The following is a 16,234-nucleotide window of genomic DNA, read 5'->3' on the forward strand; positions in this document are numbered from 1 at the left end:
GGTTTACCTCCGTTAAACGCCCCCCATGGCGTTCTTCCTTGCGGTGGTCCTGGAAACAGGCCACCGCTTTTTTTACTGGAGGACGAGCATGCCGGCGTTATACAGGGCATGCGCCAGCATGGGCGCCAGCAGCGATTTGCTGCGTTCCGCGGCAATTGCCGTGCACAGGCCCAGCACGAAGACCGGCGCCATGGCCAACGGCGGATGGATCACCGCGAACAGCGCCGCGCTGGCCGCCATTGCCTGCCAGGCTGGCAGCGAGCGGCGCAGGCCGCCGAAAACCTGGCCACGGAAGATGAATTCTTCAAAGACCGGTGCGGCCAGCACGGCAAGGGGCGCCATCCACACCAGGGCGACCGGTTGTGGCGCGCCTGGCATGGCGCCGGCATGGCGCAGGATGGCCAGCCACAGGAAGCCAGCGGCCAGCGCGGGCAGTGCCATCAAAAACCCCCAGCCCACTGCGCTGGGCCATGCGGCGCGCCACGGTCCATGCCACAGGCGCGGCACGCCGCTGGTTCCGCTGCGCCAATACACCAGGCGCGCCAGCCCGTAGACCAGGGCGCCGGAAACGGCGAAGGACAGCGTCACCGTCGGCAGCGAAACCGGCTTGCCGGCAAGGTATAGCGCGCCTGCGACCAGCAGTTGCAGCAGGAAGAACAGGATGGCGGCAATGATGCCGTCCGATGCGGAAACCCGCGGCGGCGGCGAGGCGGCAGGGTCCAGCAGGTAAGGCAGCGAGTCGCGGGCCCGCTGCCACAGCGACATTGCAAGGGACGCCAGCAGCACGATCGCCGCGAGGCGCACATGCCATTCGCGCGTATTCAGCGAGTAGGTGTATAGCGACGACAGGATCAGGTAGGCGTAGGCAAAGGTGGGGCGCACGCGGGCGTGCATGTCCTGCGCCAGCGGATCGCAAGCCCAGACGCCCAGAGCCACGGCGATCGTCGCGAAAATGGGAATGCCGGCCGTGACCAGCACGAGTTGCGAGAGCAGTTGTCCATCGGCCGGCACGCCGAACCATAGGCCCATCGCGAAAACGGCCAATGGGTAGATCAATGCCAGCACCGACCATAGCTGCGCTTTCTCGGCCAGCATGCTGCCAATGCTCTTTGGATAGGTGTAGAGCAGCCACAGGGCGTGGCCCTCGGTGTTGATGGTCTGGAAGGCCGACAGCATCAGCACGTAGGCGCCGAGGCCGAAGGCAACGGAGGACAGCAGGGCCGGGTCGCTGATGAACTGGTGCATGTTCTTCACCTGGCCGTTCAGCACCAGCTGGCTGCCGAAGATGATCAGGGGGATCAGCAGGCTTTGCACCAGGAAGTTGCGGTCGCGGCCGAGCAACCGCAGCTCGCGCCGCTGCAGCGGCGTGCCGGGCGCCCAGCCGGCGAAAGCTGGGCGCACGACGCTCCCGCGGCCGCTTTCGCGCGAACCGGTGGCAACCACGCCCTCGGCAAGCAGGGTTTGCAGCAGGCGCAGGCCAAGCCAAAGCACGAACGCGGTTTGCGCTGCCAGCAGGGCAGCGTAACCCATGGCATGCGCCGCATCGCGCGCATTCAGCGCCTGCAGCGCAAGAGCCGGCGGCGTCCACAAGGTCCAGGCTGGAAATTGAGCGGCCCAGCCGAGGGTCAGCGTGGCGGTCGGCATGGCAAGCGACATGGCAAGGTACATCAGCGGCATGCTGGCCACGGAGGCGATGGCCTGCAGGTTGCGCAGCTGGGACGGCGCCAGGCGCAGGCGCAGGCCGGTATCGGCCACCGTGCGCATCGTCGCGGCACAGGCCAGCAGGGGCAGGGTGCATGCGGCCCCCAGCAATGGCGTGCTCCAGCGGTAGCCGGAATGCCAGGCCACCGCCATGCACATCGGCCATAACGCCAGGATGCCTGAAGGATTGGCCAGCGTGCGCTCGGCGATGCGCGCCAACAGCAAGGTGCGCCGTTCCAGCGGCAGCGTGACCAGCCACTCCAGGTCCCAGTCCGGCTGCGCCAGTTCCTTGCTTCCCAGTGGCAGCAGGAAGGCGATGCCGAACAGCAGGCTGGCCTGCATGGCTGCCGCCTGCATCAGTACCGGATGGAAGGGCGCCGACTGCAATTCCTTGCCCGCCTTGCGCATGGCGGCGCGCGGGGCGGCGTCCGATTCGGCGGCGGCGCACTGGCTGCCGGTCGGCAGCCTGCACTGCATGTTCAGCAGCGACGTGCTGGCGGTGTTGATGAAGGCGAACAGCATGAAAGCCGACAGCACGAAGGTGATCAGCCAGCGTGCATTCCTTTTACCGCGCGTGGCTGCGCGGCTGGGGCCGGGCCGGCCCTTGCGCAAGCGCAGGGCGTTGCCGATGTTCAGTAACCGCAACAGCCGCAGGCGTGCAAGCAGCCAGAATGCACGCGGCGCGCTGGGCAGGTCCATCATGCGGCCAGGCTGTCTTCGTCGGTGAATTTGAGGAACAGCTCCTCCAGGGTGCTGTTGGCGCTGCTGGCGCCGCGCAGTTCTTCCAGCGAACCGGTGGCCACCAGGGCGCCGCGGTTGATGATGCCGACCCGGTTGCACATGCGCTGCGCCATGTCGAGCAGGTGGGTGGAGACGAAGATGGTCTTGCCGGCGGCCGCACTGGCGATCAGGCGGTCCTGCACTTCGCGCGCGGCACGCGGATCAAGGCCGTTGATCGGTTCGTCCAGGATCAGCACTGCGGGGTCGTGCACCAGCGCGCAGGTCAGGCCCAGCTTCTTCTTCATGCCCATCGAGTAGTTGACGGCGAATTCCTCGCTCACGTCCTGCAGGCCGAATTCCTGCAGCAGCTGGACGGCGCGTTCGACGGCAGCCTTGCGCGGCATGCCGTGCATCTCCGCCACGAATTGCAGGATTTCCCGCCCGCGCAGGAAATCGTAGAAGATGGGGTTGTCGGGCAGGTAGCCAACGTGGCGTTTGACTTCGGCGGCGTCGGCCTGGCAATCGAGACCGTCGACCAGCACGCGGCCGGCGCTTGGCACCAGGATGCCCATCATCATGCGGATGGTGGTGGTCTTGCCCGCGCCATTCGGTCCAAGGAAGCCAAACACTTCGCCGCGCTGCACCGCCAGCGTCAGCGGCTGCACGGCGGGAAAGTCGCCGTAAAGCTTGGCCAGTCCCTGGAATTCGATCATGGCCGCAAGCTCATGCCGATACGTTCCGTGCGTGGCGCCCAGTTGCCCAGGATGTCGGCGGAAACCAGCACGCGTTCGGCGCGGCCGATCAGCAGCTTGCGCGGCACGAAGCCGATAAAGCGCGAATCGCGGCTGTTGTTGCGGTTATCGCCCAGCATCAGATAGCTGTCGGCCGGCACGGTGACCGGACCGAAATCGCGCTTGGCGTCGACTTGCGGCAGCACCTGGATGCTGTAGCTGGCGCTGGCATTGTGTTCCTGCAGCTGCAAAGCCTGCAGGTCGCCGACCTTGTCGATATGTTCGGTGGCATTGCCCAGCACTGCGTATTCAGAGGTCTTGCCATTGATGATCAGGTGCTCGCCGCGGATTTCGACGCGGTCGCCGGGCAGCGCTGCAATGCGCTTGATCAGGCGGGTGCGGTCCTCCGGCGAGAAGAAGGTGACCACGTCTCCGCGCTGCGGCTCGCCAAGGTGGCTGACGGAGATGTCGGTCAGCGGTACTTTCAGGTCGTAGGCGATGCGGTTGACGAAAACCACGTCGCCTTCCAGCAGGTTGGGATGCATGGAGGCGGACGGAATCGGATTCCAGTCGGCGATGGCGGTGCGGAATACACCCAGCGTCAGTAGGAAGACGATGAAGCCTTTGTTTTCACGAATGAGTTTTTTCACGTCCGGAGTCTCCGACAAGTTCAGGAAACTGCATCATCTTATCAAAATCTTAAACGCTGCTTAGACCGAAGGCTGCCAGCATCTGGCGCTGTCCCCTGGGCGGTACTTGCAGCGCGCGGCTGTCGAGATCCTGCTCGACCCAGCCGCGTTTCAGGGCCAGTTGCAGCAGGGCTGCGCCGAGCGCTCCGCCAAGATGTGGTTTGCGTTCGCTCCAGTCCAGGCAAGGGCAGGCAAAGCGGCGGCGCAATTTGCGCAGGGCAGCCAGGTCCAGGCCCAGTTGCGCGAATTGCTGCTCGCCTGCCGTGCTCAGGTCGTAGCCATCGCTTGCCTCCGCCAGCCAGCCCTGCGCGGCGAAATGGTCATGCAGCCTGACCGCTACCGTACCCGCCATGTGATCGTAGCAGGTGCGTGCATGGCGCAGGCGGTCGGGCGTATTGGGCTTGAATTCATCGCGTGGCAGGCCTGCAACGACCAGCAAGGCTTCCAGTGCGCTGGCCACTTCCGGGCTGGCGAGCTGGTAGTAGCGGTGTTTGCCTTGCGCGAGCTGCACCAGCAGTTGCTCGTCCTTCAAGCGTGCAAGGTGGGCGCTGGCGGTGGACGGGCTGACTTCCGCCACCACGGACAGTTCGGTTGCGGTGCGTGCATGTCCGTCCAGCAGGGAGCACAGCATGCGGGCGCGGGCCGGTTCGGCGATGGCGCCGGCGATGTTGGCAAGTTTGGAATCCATATTTCGGCCGTGGGCGAATTGTCGTTGTGCTTTTTTCAGCATACTGCAATTTCTTGAACGTTGCCGGAGGAATGAAATGCAGAACCTGGAATGGGATGCGGGGCGCGGCTTGTGGGTCGCGGCCGGCGCCGCGCTGGTGGAAGAGGTGCTCAGCCACACCATGCTGCGCGTGCGGCCGCCGGCCGAACCTGTGCCGGCCGCGATAGCCGGCGGCAGCGCCGGCGAGGTGTTCGGCGCACTGGTGCGCATGAACGATGGCGAACGCCACGCCGCGCCCAAGTTGGCGCTGCAGCGCGCGCTGGCCCTGGCCGCGAGCGGGGAGCTGGCGCGGCAGCGCGCGCAGTCGGTGGCGGAGCGCCTGCTGGCCGAGGGCCGCCCGATCGGCGACTGGGCATTCGAAGCGCCTGTCAGCACAGTCGCCAGCCTGCTTGGCTTCGCCGCCGCCCAGTTGCCTGCGGTGGCGCGCTGGATGGGCGACTTCGTGGCCTGCCTGTCGCCATTGAGTAGTGCGGAGCAGGTCGAACAGGCGCACGCGGCGAGCCTGCGCCTGCTGGCCGCCATGCGCGAGTTGCTGCAAGCGGCGCCGGAAGGATCGCTGGCCGCAACCGTCGCACAGGAAGCCGCCGCTGCCGGCTGGCGGGATGACCACGCCATCATCGCCAACCTGGTTGGCCTGCTTTCGCAAACCTATGAAGCGACGGCAGGGCTGCTGGGCAACAGCATGGTTGCGCTCCAGCAGGGCGCGCCAGGCGACGACGCCGACGCGCTGCTGGCGCAAGTGATGCAAAGCGATCCGCCCATTGTCAACACGCGGCGTTTCGCCGCGGAGCGCTGCCAGGTCGGCGGCGTGACAGTCGAGGCGGGGCAGGCGATACTGGTCTTGCTCGGCGACGCAGGGCGCGGCTTTGGCCATGGCCGCCACGCCTGCCCCGGCCAGCAACTGGCGCAGCAAATCGCTGCCGGCTGTATCGAAGCGCTGCGCAGCAAGCCGCTGCCGCAGCTAAGCTGGACTTACCGCGCATCGCTCAACGCGCGCATACCGGAATTCCACCAATGATTGCAGTGATTTTTGAAGTCACCCCGGCCGAAGGCCGCAAGGACGCTTACCTGGACATCGCAGCGCGGCTGAAGCCAACGCTGGAGCAGATCGACGGCTTCATCAGCGTCGAGCGCTTCCAAAGCCTGGCCAACCCGGGGAAGATGCTGTCGCTCTCCTTCTTCCGCGATGAGGAAGCGGTGCAGGAATGGCGCCGCGTGGAAGCGCATCGCGCTGCCCAGCAGGCGGGGCGCGAAAGGCTGTTTGCCGATTACCGCCTGCGCATCGCCCACGTGGTGCGCGACTACGGCCTCAATGAGCGCGCGGAAGCGCCGGCCGACAGCCGCGAACGGCACGGTTGATCAGTGCCCGCGTTTCTGCACCAGCGCACTGCCGGCACCGTGGCGCTTGCCTTCGCTGACTGCGGTCACCGTGCCATCGGGATTGAAGACGATGGCGTTGGCGGCGCCGATCTCCTCGGCCGAGGCATCCCAGCGCTGGCCGAAACGCTCCAGCGCCCGGGCTTGCGCGCTGCCGGCAAATCCCGGCTCGACGGACGTGGCCTGGCCGTTGCGCTCGGAGATGCGCGGCGCGTTCAGTGCGGCGGGCATGTCCATGCCCAGGTCGATATGGTTGAACATGGTCTGCAGCACCGTGGTCACGATGGTGGCGCCGCCCGGGCTGCCGATGGTGAACGCCGGCTTGCCGTTGCGGAAGGCGATGGTGGGCGACATGCTGCTGCGCGGGCGCTTGCCGGCTTCCGGCACGTTCGGATGCGGGCCGGTGAAATCGAAGTCCGTCATCTCGTTGTTCAGGATGAAGCCATAGCCCGGCACCGTGATGCCGCTGCCGCCCCATGATTCGATGGTGAAGGTGTAGGCGACGATATTGCCGTCCTTGTCCGACACGGCCAGGTGGGTGGTGTGCGCGCTTTCCGACAGCAGCCTGGCCTTGGCCGCAGCGGCCGGCCGCAGCGGCACGCTTGGGTCCTGCTGGAACAGGTAGGGATCGCCAGGCTGCGCGTGGTATCGGGCCTGGGCAGGGTCGATCAGCTCACGGCGGCGTGCCGCATATTCCTTGCTGACCAGGCCCGCCACCGGCGTGTCCACATATTCGGGATCGGCCAGGTAGGCATTGCGGTCGGCGAAGGCCAGGCGCGCCGCTTCCATGTACAGGTGTTCGGCTTTTTCGCGCGGCATGGATTTCAGGTCGAAGCCTTCCAGGATATTGAGCGCTTCGGCAATCGTCACGCCGCCGCTGCTTGGCAGGGGCATGCCGACCAACTCATAGCCGCGGTAAGTGCTGCGCACCGGCTGGCGCCAGCGCGCTTCGTAATTGGCCAGGTCGGCCAGCGACATCCGGCCCGCGCGCACCGAAACGCCGGCGGCGACCGGCGGACGGTTGACCGTGTCGACAATCGCCTGCGCCAGCTTGCCCGAATAGAAGGCTTTCACGCCGCCGGCGGACAGCAGGCGGTAGGTCTTGGCCAGGTCGGGATTGCGCAGCAGGGTGCCGGCCGGCAGTGCCTTGCCGTCCCGCATATAGCGCGCCGCGGTGTCAGGGAACAGCGCGAACTTCTTCTCATTTTCCGTGACCAGCGCCACGAAATTGGCGTTCAGCCGGAAGCCATCCTGGGCCACCTTGATGGCCGGGGCCAGCACCTGTTTGAACGACATGGTGCCGTAGCGGTCCAGCGCATCATGCCAGCCGCGCACCGTGCCCGGCACGCCAACGGCCATGCCGCTGGCGACCGCGGTCTCGAAATCCATCGCCTTGCCATCCGGCGCGAAAGCGTTGGACTGGAACGATGCCGGCGCCACCTCGCGATGGTCGAGCGTGATGACGCGGTTTTCCCTGGCCAGGTAAATCACCATGAAGCCGCCGCCGCCCACGCCACAGCTGAACGGGTCGGTCACGCCCAGCGTGGCCGCCGCCGCCACTGCCGCATCGACCGCGTTGCCGCCTTTGTCGAGGATCGCCAGCGCGGCCTGCGAGGCCGGCTCGCTGATGGTCGCCACGGCGCCGCCGGTGCCGCTGGCAACCGGGGTCTTGGCCCAGGCCGGGGCGCTGAACGCCAGCGCAAGGATGATGGTGGACGTCAGTCGTCGGGGCAGGGCATGTGGCGTCATGGGCAGCTATGTTGGCTGGGAAATATTTACCCGCAAGCTTACCCGATAATCCGGCGCCGGTGCCTTCAGCGACGGCGGTTCTGCCGGCTCCATCCCCAGCAGCGTGAAGGTCAGCCCATTAAGCGTCACGGTCTTGCTGGCCCCCGGCATGGCGTCCGCCAGCACGAAGCTGGAGCTGCCTTGCTGGTCGCTCAGCACGAAGCTGTAGCTGATGTATCCAGCCCAGACGCAGACTGCGCCTTTTTTACAGCGGCTGTCATTGACACGCTCGAGCTTGAGCGTGACTGCAGGGGCCAGCTTGACGATTTCCCCTTGTGCCAGGACGTAGCTGGCGCTGGTGCGTGGTGCCGGGCGGCTGGCTGCATCCTCGGCAGTGCTGCGGGTCGAGCCGCAGGCGGCGGCAATGGCGAGGACCAGGCCCGCCATGCCCAGACAGATCAGTCTAGCTTGCATGATGTTCTCCTCTGGCCTGGGAACAGCTTAGCAAATTACAAACTATCGTGTTGCACTGTTGAGTCCACTCAACAGTATGGTCGTGCCGAAAAAAAAGCGCCCCGGAGGGCGCCAGTTTTTATAGTTGGTTTTCACAACTTATTGTGTGCGGCGGCGGCGGGCTACCCCCAAGCCCATCAGGCCGACGCCAAGCAGTGCCAAGGAAGCGGGTTCCGGAACCTCTTGCGGGGGAAGGCCCGGGTCGGTCGGCGCATTGGCGCTGTTGGCCATGACTTTGAATTCGACATTGGTATTGTTGTCGTGCACGTTCAGCGAATTGAGCTTGAAGGTGTGGACGACGCCCGCCGTCAGGGAAACTTCGTCCCAGTAAGCGGAATAGCTGCTGGGCTTGGGGAGGGTCTTGGCCACCCCAACGTTGTCGAGGAAGAGGTCGAAGTCGAAATCCTGGACGCTGCCGCCATTTGGCGGCGTAATGCCAAAGTCGAAGGTGGTGTCGACGCTCACCGTCACGTACAGGACCTCCAGGTCTTTTACGTGAATCCAGTCGGCAAAGGTCCAAACCGATTCACCGTCAGGATTCCAGCCAGCACTGATTACCGAATCAACCGTCAATGCCAGTGGATTGCCGTAGGTTTGTCCGTCTTTGGTCGGGCCTGCAACGGCCAAGCTGGCTGTCAGGGCGCAAATTGCGGTCAATGCAAGCTTCTTGAACATGGGTAACTCCTCAGTGAGTGTGCTTGAGAGTTACTAAGCAATCGCTATGCCAGGAATTCAAACTCAGCCATATCAAGGGCTTAGCGATAGTTGCGATGTGGAATGTAAAAATTCCCGACATTAAGAAGCTTGCCCAAAAGTAAAAAAGCACCGACCCTTGCGGAATCGGTGCTTTTGCCGGAGGGTGCAGGCTTACATGTAGGCGGCCAGCGCACCCTTCATTTTCTTCAGCGCAGCCGCTTCGATCTGGCGGATGCGCTCGGCCGACACGCCGAACTCTTCCGCCAGCGTATGCAGCGTGGCGCCCGAACCATCGTCGTTGGCCAGCCAGCGTGCCTCGACGATGCGGCGCGAACGGGCGTCGAGCTTGGACAGGGCGGTTTCCAGGCCTTCGGACTGCAGGCGCACCACCTGTTCCGCTTCCAGCACCTTGGTCGGCTCCATATTGTCGGAGGACAGGTAGGCGATGGGCGAAAACTTGTCGTCTTCGTCGTCGGACGGCGCTTCCAGCGCGATGTCACGGCCGCTCAGGCGGGTTTCCATCTCGATCACGTCCTCGCGCTTCACGTCCAGGGTCCTGGCCAGTTCGTCGATTTGCGCCGGCGACATGGCGTCGAGCCCCTGCTTGTGGCTGCGCAGGTTGAAGAACAGCTTGCGCTGGGCCTTGGTGGTGGCCACTTTGACAAGGCGCCAGTTCTTCAAGATGTATTCGTGGATTTCAGCCTTGATCCAGTGCATGGCATAGGACACCAGGCGCACGCCCTGGTCGGGGTCGAAGCGCTTGACTGCCTTCATCAGGCCGATATTGCCTTCCTGGATCAGGTCGCCGTGCGGCAGGCCATAGCCCAGGTAGCCGCGCGCGATCGACACCACCAGGCGCAGGTGAGAAGTCACCAGCGTTTCCGCGGCCTTGATATCGTTCTTTTCCTTCAGGCTCTTGCCCAGCGCCACTTCTTCCTCATGGGTCAGCATGGGCAGGCGATTGACAGCCGAGATATAAGCGTCCAGGTTGCCCAGGCTCCCGCTGAAGCCAAGGGTCAGCGCGTTGCTGCCGGCAGGTGCCAGTGCGTTTGTTGCGGTCATCTTGTCTATCCTCGCTTGAAGGGAATGCTTTTCAGAGTTACCAGCATGCACGACAGAACTTAAATGATTCTTAACCTCTATCATGCCGTTCTGAACATATATTAGCACTCTCCCTTGGTGAGTGCCAATTGCTGGGATTTTATGGCTCTGATAGCAAAAACACTATCGGCAAAGCGCTATTCCTTGCGTTGGATCAAAGTCAGGATAAGGCGGGCAGGGGCGCGGCTCCGTGCGGGTACGCACTTTCAATTTAGCCTGGAAAGATGACGCTGGACGCAAAGCAGGGCGCCGATCAGGCCGAGGCCGGCGGACAGGGCCAGCAGGCCGGCCGTGCCCAGGGGATCGAGCGGAGCCAGCTGGAATTCGGAGGCGTACAGTCTTGCAAACTCTGCAATGGCCCGGTTGAGGGGCTGCAGGGCCAGCGCCACGCCGCCCAGGGCCACGCCGCCGGCACACAGGCCGAGCAGGGCGCCGGTGTAATAGAAGGGGCGGTGGATGAAACTGTCGCTGGCGCCGATCAGCTTGGACACCAGGATTTCTTCGCGCTGGGTCATCACTTGCAGGCGTATGGTATTGAACACTACCGCCACCACCACTGTGGCCAGCGTGGCGGCCAGCAGGAGCAGGGCCAGGCGCAGCACGCCCAGCAGGGCAGCCAGCCGTTTTACCCAGGCCGAATCGACTTGCACCGATTCCACGCCCGGCAGGGCGCGCATCTGGTCGGCGATGCTGTCGATCTTGCTGCCTTCGGCCGCGTCCTGGAAGGCGTTCAGCTTCACCACGTAGCTGTCCGGCAGCGGATTCTCGCCCAGGGTGGCGACCACGTCGGACAAGCCGCTCTTGGCATTGAGCTGTTCCAGCGCTTTTTCGCGCGAAGTGAAGATGATCTTGGCCGTCGGTGCAATGTTGCGCAGCGAGGAGGCCAGCCCGGTGGCCTGTTCGCGCGGCGTGTCGGCCTTGATGAAGACGCTGAGTTCAGGCTCGACCGCCATCTGCTCCGACATCGGCCGTACATTGTCGAGCAAGGTCACGCCCATGAAGGGCAGGGCCAGCGCAATCGCGACCACCAGGATATTGAACAGGAAAGAACCTGGCGCCCGGCGCACGTGCACCAGTGCAGAGCCGAGGGCGAACAGGTGGTGGCGCAGCCAGGTGCTCATGCGGCTTCCCTCATCAGTTCGCCACGTTCGAGATGGATCACGCGTGCCGCGGCGTCCAGGATCTGTTCATCGTGCGAGGAAATCAGGCAAGTCACGCCGACCGAGTGGAAGGCATGCAGCGCATCGATCACCCGGTTGGCGCTGGCGCGGTCCAGGTTGGCGGTCGGCTCGTCGGCCAGGATGATTTGCGGGCGGTTGACGATGGCGCGTGCGATCGACACGCGCTGCTGCTCGCCGCCGGACAGGGCCAGCGGCTGGCCGTCGGCGCGGTCCAGCAAGCCTACCTTGTCGAGGGCGGCCCGGGCACGCTGCTCGGCGGCGGCGCGCGGCGAACCGGTCACCAGCAGCGGCATCATGACATTGGCCAGCACCGAACGGTCGTTCAGCAGGCGTTGCTCCTGGAAGATCAGGCCCAGGTTGCGGCGCAGGAAGGGAATGCCGGCGCGCTTCAGGGCGCCGATGTCCTGGCCGTTCACCAGCACCTTGCCCGAGGTCGGGCGCTCCATGGCGGCAATCATCTTCAGCAGGGTCGACTTGCCGGCGCCGGAAGGGCCGGCAAGGTAGACCAGCTCGCCCTTGGCAATGGTGAAGGAAATGTCGCGCAGCGCGACACCGTCGGGAGAATACTGTTTGCTGACGTGCTGGAATTCGATCATGTAGGCCGCTTATGCGAGCAGTGCTTCAACAAATTCAGCCGCATTGAACGGCTGCAGGTCTTCAATCTTTTCGCCGATGCCGATGAAGTACACCGGAACCGGGCGTACGCGGGCGATGGCGGCCAGGATGCCGCCTTTCGCAGTGCCGTCGAGCTTGGTAATGATCAAGCCCGACAATTGCAGCGCATCGTCGAAAGCCTTCACCTGGGCCAGGGCATTCTGGCCGGTATTGCCGTCGATGACCAGCAGGGTTTCGTGCGGCGCCCCTTCCATGCCTTTGCCGATCACTCGCTTGACCTTCTTCAGCTCTTCCATCAGGTGGAGCTGGGTCGGCAGGCGGCCGGCCGTGTCGATCATCACGACGTTGGTGCCGCGCGCCTTGCCGGACTGCACCGCGTCGAAGGACACGGCCGCCGGGTCGCCCGATTCCTGGGAAATCACGGTCACATTGTTGCGTTGGCCCCACACCATCAGCTGTTCGCGCGCTGCGGCACGGAAAGTGTCGCCGGCAGCCAACAGTACCGATTGGCCGTGGGCTTGCATATGCTTGGCCAGCTTGCCGATGGTGGTGGTCTTGCCGGCGCCGTTGACGCCGGAAATCATCATCACCAGCGGCTGGTGGCGGCCCAGTTCGAATGGCTTTTGCAGCGGCTGGAGCAGGCTGGTCATCAGCTGCTTGAGCGCCTCCTTGACCTGGGCGGCGTCCAGCAGCTTCTCTTCCTTGACTTTGCGCTTGAGCGCGTCAAGCAGGTATTGGGTGGCTTCGACGCCGGCATCGGACATCAGCAGCGCCGCTTCCAGCTCGTCATACAGGTCTTCGTCGATCTTGGCGCCGACGAACAGGATGGACAGGTTGGCGGAGGTCTTCGACAAGCCAGCCTTCAGGCGGCTCATCCAGCCTTGCCTGGGCTCCGGCTTGGCGGCAGTGTCGACTTCGAACGCCAGCGGCGCCGCAGTCTCGGCGCTGGCTGGCGCGGCAGGAGCAGGGGCCGCAGGCGTGGCGGCCGGCGCGGCTTCCGGCGCGACCGGTTTCTTCTTGAAAAAACTGAACATGGACAGGTTGGCAGAGGGTCCTTCAATCGAACCGCGTATTCTACCAGAGGCTAGCTGAGGGCCTGCCGTTGGCGCTGCCGCCATTCCGCGACCGCCGGGCCGATATCGCCCAGTCCACATACCGTCACATGGCTTGGCGGGCGTTTGCGCAAGGCCGGGTTGGTGCCGCCGGCCCAGATCTCCGCCTGTTCCGGCATGCGGGCCCGCAATTCGCGCAGGCTGTCGTTGACGTGCCGCGGGTTCATGGTGGCGGAAAAGGACAGGGCCACGATGTCGGCTTGCATGGCGCGCGCGCCTTCAACGATGTCCGGCAGCGGGGTCTGAACGCCTAGCGGAATGCAATGCGCTCCCTCGGCGGCGAACATGGCCTCGGCCATCAGCAAGCCCAGGCCGTGGCGCTCCTGGGGCAGGGTGGTCAGCAGGACGCGCGGGCGCGGCGCTCCGCTGCTGTGGTTGACTTGCGGCACCGAGAAGACGGCGCTGCGCAGCACGATCTGCACCGATTCTGCATATAAATGCTCTTCAAATACTGCAAACTGCCCGCAAGCCCAGGCTTCGCCCACCAAGGTGGACAGCGGCGCAACCAGGTTGACGACAAAATTCTTCAAGCCCATGACGAGCATCGCCTGCGTCAGTTTGCGGCGGAATGCTTCCATTTGATGGGTTTTGCAGAGCTCCAGGTAGGATTGCAGCTCGGGATGGGGCAAGCTGGTCTCATCGCGCAGGCTGGAGGCGCTTTTTTGTGCCAGGGCCTGCAATTCATCGGCCGAATAGCCGATGACCTTGCCCGGACGATAGCCAAGATCAATCAATCTCTTGATCAATCTCAATTTAATTACCTGTTCGCTTGGATAGACTCGCTCCCCGAACGTATCGCGTTCAGGGCGGGGGAAATCGTAACGGCGTTCCCAGACGCGCAAAGTTTCCTTTGCCAGACCGGTGTCCCGTTCCACGTCACTGATCGTGGATGGAATTGTTACAGAAACCGCACTCGTTTTCATTCGCCGACAGCGCCCCCAGATTGATACGCGACCTGCATTCTAACGCCGAAGTCTGGCACAAAGTTGCATGCGGTGCAGGCTAGTTTCACTATGAAACTGGGGTTCAAACCGCTTGTCCATGACACAACCATGATGCTCTCAGTTTAGCCTCGAAAAGCATCGGAATTGTGAAATATGTCCTGAACAAAAATGTTGAAGCTTGCATAAATTTTGTTCGGTTGCTGTGGCAAAAGGCGCCATCTTGCAATACGTATTACTACGTGAATAGCAGGAAATATTGAGATCATATAAAATGGCGGGCGATCAGCGCCGAAGAGCCCTGGTGATTGATAACAAAGAAAAGGAAGAAGCACATCATGAAGAAGACCCTGATTTCCCTCGCAATCCTCGCAGTATCGGGCAGCGCCTACGCCCAGTCGAACGTAACCATCTTCGGTATCATGGATGCCGGCATCGTGTCCGAACACGGTGGCAAGAACGGTAACGTGACCAAAGTGTCCTCCGGCGTCGCCAATGCATCGCGCATCGGCTTCAAAGGCACCGAAGACCTGGGTGGCGGCCTGTCCGCAGTGTTCCTGCTGGAAGGCGGCATCAAAGGCGACACCGGTGAATCCGACGTGTCCGGTTCCGTATTCCAGCGCCAGGCATACGTAGGCCTGGTGTCGAAATCGGCTGGTACCCTGACCCTGGGCCGCCAGTACACCCCTTGGTACAACGCCTTCGTACAAGTTGGCGATCCGTTCCAGGCTGGCCTGTCCGGTTCGGCCAAGAACATCTTCCCAGCAAACGGCATCAACGTACGTAACAGCAACTCGGTGTACTACAAGTCCCCAGACATGATGGGCATCACCGCTGAAGTGTTCTACGCTGCCGGCGAACAGAAGGAATCCTCGACCGGCCGTCAACTGGGCGCGTCGATCGGCTACAAGAACGGCGACTTCGAAGGCCGCCTGGCTTACAACAACCGCAACAACGACACCGTTGCCAACAACGTCGTGACCGGTCGTGACATTGGCCACAACACCCTGCTGGCGGTGAACTACGACTTCAAAGTTGTGAAAGCCTTCGCCATGTTCAACGCCAACAAGGGCCTGAACAGCGTTGCATACCCGAACGGCACTGCTTACACCGCAGCTGCAGTGGCTCCTTCGACCGACAGCCGCAACTACCTGCTGGGCGCGACCGTTCCTGTGTCGGCAGCCGGCTCCCTGGTGGCTTCCGTGGCCCGCGCGGATGACCGTGAAGTTGCCAACCGCGATGCTAACCAGTACGCAATCGGCTACCTGCACAAGCTGTCCCCACGCACCACCACCTACATGTCGTACGGCAAGATCAAGAACAAGAACGGCGCTTCCTTCACCGTTGGTAACAACGCTGAATCCGGCTCCGGTGACTCCGCTTACAACGTAGGCATCCGTCACACCTTCTAATCCAGCCTGTTCCTGGTCAAAAACGGCTGCCTCGCGCAGCCGTTTTTTTTTACAATGCTGACATGAAAACTTCCCATCGTATCGGCAGCGCACTGCTGCTCGCTTCAGTGACTGTCTTGCCGGCTGCGCTGGCGGCCAACAAGGCTGGCGGCCTGCCGCGCTACGGCATGGTGGTCTATTCCGACCTGTGCGTGCATGAAGGCAGCGGTGAATATGGCGGCCAGCGCATCACGCTGCAGCGCTTTGCCGAGGTCGATACTGTGATCTACGAGTACACGGCAGGGGGCTTGAGCTGGCCCCTGGTGGCGACCGACGTGAATGTCGACCCGCGCGGCAAGATGATGTACTTCACCGTGCAGGAAGGGGAAGAAGAACGCACTATCAGCGGCAAGTTCTCGCCCAATGGCGAAACCCTGACCCTCGATGGCGGCTATTGCGACGACCAGTCGCAGCCAATGGTGCTGTCAAAAGTGCGCGACTTCAGCCGCACTGCCAAGGCCTGCAAGGCCTGCCCCGCGCCAAAGCGTTAAGGGGAACTAAAACGGGTAGCTTTCTGTGTTGCGCTGCGCGTCCCACTTTGCAATGAATGTGCCGACGATCATGCCCACTATCGCTGCAACAATAAAGCTGGGCCAGGAGTCTGGGGCAATTATTGCCGATACGCCGGAGAAGAACACGCCAATACCGGTAGCAAATATAGTTTGCAGGACTAACGGGGGGGAGTGCGGGGTTTCAGGTAAGTATCGCGACTGAATGACTGGTTGCAGAAGTACTTTGCGGCCAGCGGTGAGTGCACTTTCCACGAGCTCCATTTGTGAATCCTGCTTGCGAAGCATGGCCGGATCGATTTCGAGCACCAAAACATCATTCTGTTGACCAATCTTGCTGGATGGGTCATTGCATGATTTGCTTATCATATCGTTCCTCTCGCGAAATATCCCATAACAAGCGTGAGTGCCGCCAATATCCCTGCAAAAGATTTCAATGCCA

The 16,234-nt window shown here is 63.0% G+C and carries 17 protein-coding genes; 4 read left to right on the plus strand and 13 right to left on the minus strand.

Annotated elements, in window-relative coordinates; all coding sequences use genetic code 11:
* Positions 1-72: 72 nt before the first annotated feature.
* From ACN9MY_RS07685 to ACN9MY_RS07700, 4 genes are read right to left on the minus strand one after another with little or no spacing between them, the layout of a single operon-like run.
* Complete coding sequence (locus ACN9MY_RS07685; RefSeq protein ID WP_426337087.1) at positions 73-2,403, minus strand: CPBP family intramembrane glutamic endopeptidase; 2,331 nt, start codon at positions 2,401-2,403, stop codon at positions 73-75.
* A complete protein-coding gene (locus ACN9MY_RS07690) occupies positions 2,400-3,134 on the minus strand; it encodes an ABC transporter ATP-binding protein (protein ID WP_426337088.1) in 735 nt (244 codons plus the stop codon). Before ACN9MY_RS07690 ends, ACN9MY_RS07685 begins: the two co-directional genes overlap by 4 nt.
* Positions 3,131-3,802 (minus strand): signal peptidase I, encoded by a 672-nt coding sequence (gene lepB / locus ACN9MY_RS07695; protein WP_426169258.1) that lies wholly within the window; start codon positions 3,800-3,802, stop codon positions 3,131-3,133. The genes ACN9MY_RS07690 and lepB overlap by 4 nt, the downstream gene beginning before the upstream one ends.
* 49 nt (positions 3,803-3,851) lie before the next feature.
* Entirely contained in the window at positions 3,852-4,529 is a 678-nt protein-coding gene (locus ACN9MY_RS07700) for an ArsR/SmtB family transcription factor (protein WP_426337089.1), read from the minus strand.
* 76 nt (positions 4,530-4,605) lie between these two features.
* On the opposite strand from ACN9MY_RS07700, the gene ACN9MY_RS07705 reads away from it, so the two are divergent.
* Complete coding sequence (locus tag ACN9MY_RS07705) at positions 4,606-5,586, plus strand: cytochrome P450 (protein ID WP_426337090.1); 981 nt, start codon at positions 4,606-4,608, stop codon at positions 5,584-5,586.
* A complete protein-coding gene (locus tag ACN9MY_RS07710) occupies positions 5,583-5,927 on the plus strand; it encodes an antibiotic biosynthesis monooxygenase family protein (RefSeq protein WP_426169265.1) in 345 nt (114 codons plus the stop codon). Before ACN9MY_RS07705 ends, ACN9MY_RS07710 begins: the two co-directional genes overlap by 4 nt.
* On the opposite strand, the gene ggt is transcribed toward ACN9MY_RS07710, so the two are convergent.
* The 8 genes from ggt to ACN9MY_RS07750 form a co-directional block, all read right to left on the minus strand.
* Positions 5,928-7,694 carry a gamma-glutamyltransferase gene (ggt, locus tag ACN9MY_RS07715; protein ID WP_426337091.1) on the minus strand — a complete coding sequence of 589 codons (1,767 nt, stop codon included), beginning with the start codon at positions 7,692-7,694 and terminating at the stop codon, positions 5,928-5,930.
* Positions 7,695-7,700: 6 nt separating this feature from the next.
* Positions 7,701-8,147, minus strand: coding sequence for a hypothetical protein (locus tag ACN9MY_RS07720; RefSeq protein ID WP_426169269.1), 447 nt, complete (start codon positions 8,145-8,147; stop codon positions 7,701-7,703).
* 138 nt (positions 8,148-8,285) lie between these two features.
* Positions 8,286-8,861 carry a PEP-CTERM sorting domain-containing protein gene (locus ACN9MY_RS07725; RefSeq protein ID WP_426337092.1) on the minus strand — a complete coding sequence of 192 codons (576 nt, stop codon included), beginning with the start codon at positions 8,859-8,861 and terminating at the stop codon, positions 8,286-8,288.
* Between the two features lie 192 nt (positions 8,862-9,053).
* Complete coding sequence (rpoH, locus tag ACN9MY_RS07730; RefSeq protein ID WP_426337093.1) at positions 9,054-9,944, minus strand: RNA polymerase sigma factor RpoH; 891 nt, start codon at positions 9,942-9,944, stop codon at positions 9,054-9,056.
* Positions 9,945-10,189: 245 nt separating this feature from the next.
* On the minus strand, positions 10,190-11,104 hold the full coding sequence (ftsX, locus tag ACN9MY_RS07735; protein ID WP_426169275.1) for a permease-like cell division protein FtsX: 915 nt from the start codon (positions 11,102-11,104) through the stop codon (positions 10,190-10,192).
* Positions 11,101-11,760: a cell division ATP-binding protein FtsE gene (locus tag ACN9MY_RS07740; RefSeq protein ID WP_426169278.1), complete on the minus strand. Its 660-nt coding sequence runs from the start codon at positions 11,758-11,760 to the stop codon at positions 11,101-11,103. The genes ftsX and ACN9MY_RS07740 overlap by 4 nt, the downstream gene beginning before the upstream one ends.
* A 9-nt stretch (positions 11,761-11,769) precedes the next feature.
* Entirely contained in the window at positions 11,770-12,813 is a 1,044-nt protein-coding gene (ftsY, locus tag ACN9MY_RS07745) for a signal recognition particle-docking protein FtsY (RefSeq protein ID WP_426169280.1), read from the minus strand.
* A gap of 50 nt (positions 12,814-12,863) precedes the next feature.
* Positions 12,864-13,814 carry a MerR family transcriptional regulator gene (locus ACN9MY_RS07750; RefSeq protein ID WP_426337094.1) on the minus strand — a complete coding sequence of 317 codons (951 nt, stop codon included), beginning with the start codon at positions 13,812-13,814 and terminating at the stop codon, positions 12,864-12,866.
* Between the two features lie 356 nt (positions 13,815-14,170).
* Here ACN9MY_RS07750 and ACN9MY_RS07755 point away from each other — a divergent pair, with 356 nt between their 5' ends.
* Both ACN9MY_RS07755 and ACN9MY_RS07760 read left to right on the plus strand, forming a co-directional pair.
* Positions 14,171-15,244, plus strand: coding sequence for a porin (locus ACN9MY_RS07755; protein WP_426169284.1), 1,074 nt, complete (start codon positions 14,171-14,173; stop codon positions 15,242-15,244).
* Positions 15,245-15,306: 62 nt separating this feature from the next.
* Positions 15,307-15,774, plus strand: coding sequence for a hypothetical protein (locus ACN9MY_RS07760; protein WP_426169287.1), 468 nt, complete (start codon positions 15,307-15,309; stop codon positions 15,772-15,774).
* 6 nt (positions 15,775-15,780) lie between these two features.
* Here ACN9MY_RS07760 and ACN9MY_RS07765 read toward each other — a convergent pair whose 3' ends face one another.
* Positions 15,781-16,161, minus strand: coding sequence for a hypothetical protein (locus ACN9MY_RS07765; protein ID WP_426337095.1), 381 nt, complete (start codon positions 16,159-16,161; stop codon positions 15,781-15,783).
* Between the last annotated feature and the right edge of the window lie 73 nt (positions 16,162-16,234).

Source organism: Pseudoduganella sp. R-31 (assembly GCF_049913235.1).
Lineage (GTDB): Bacteria > Pseudomonadota > Gammaproteobacteria > Burkholderiales > Burkholderiaceae_D > Rugamonas.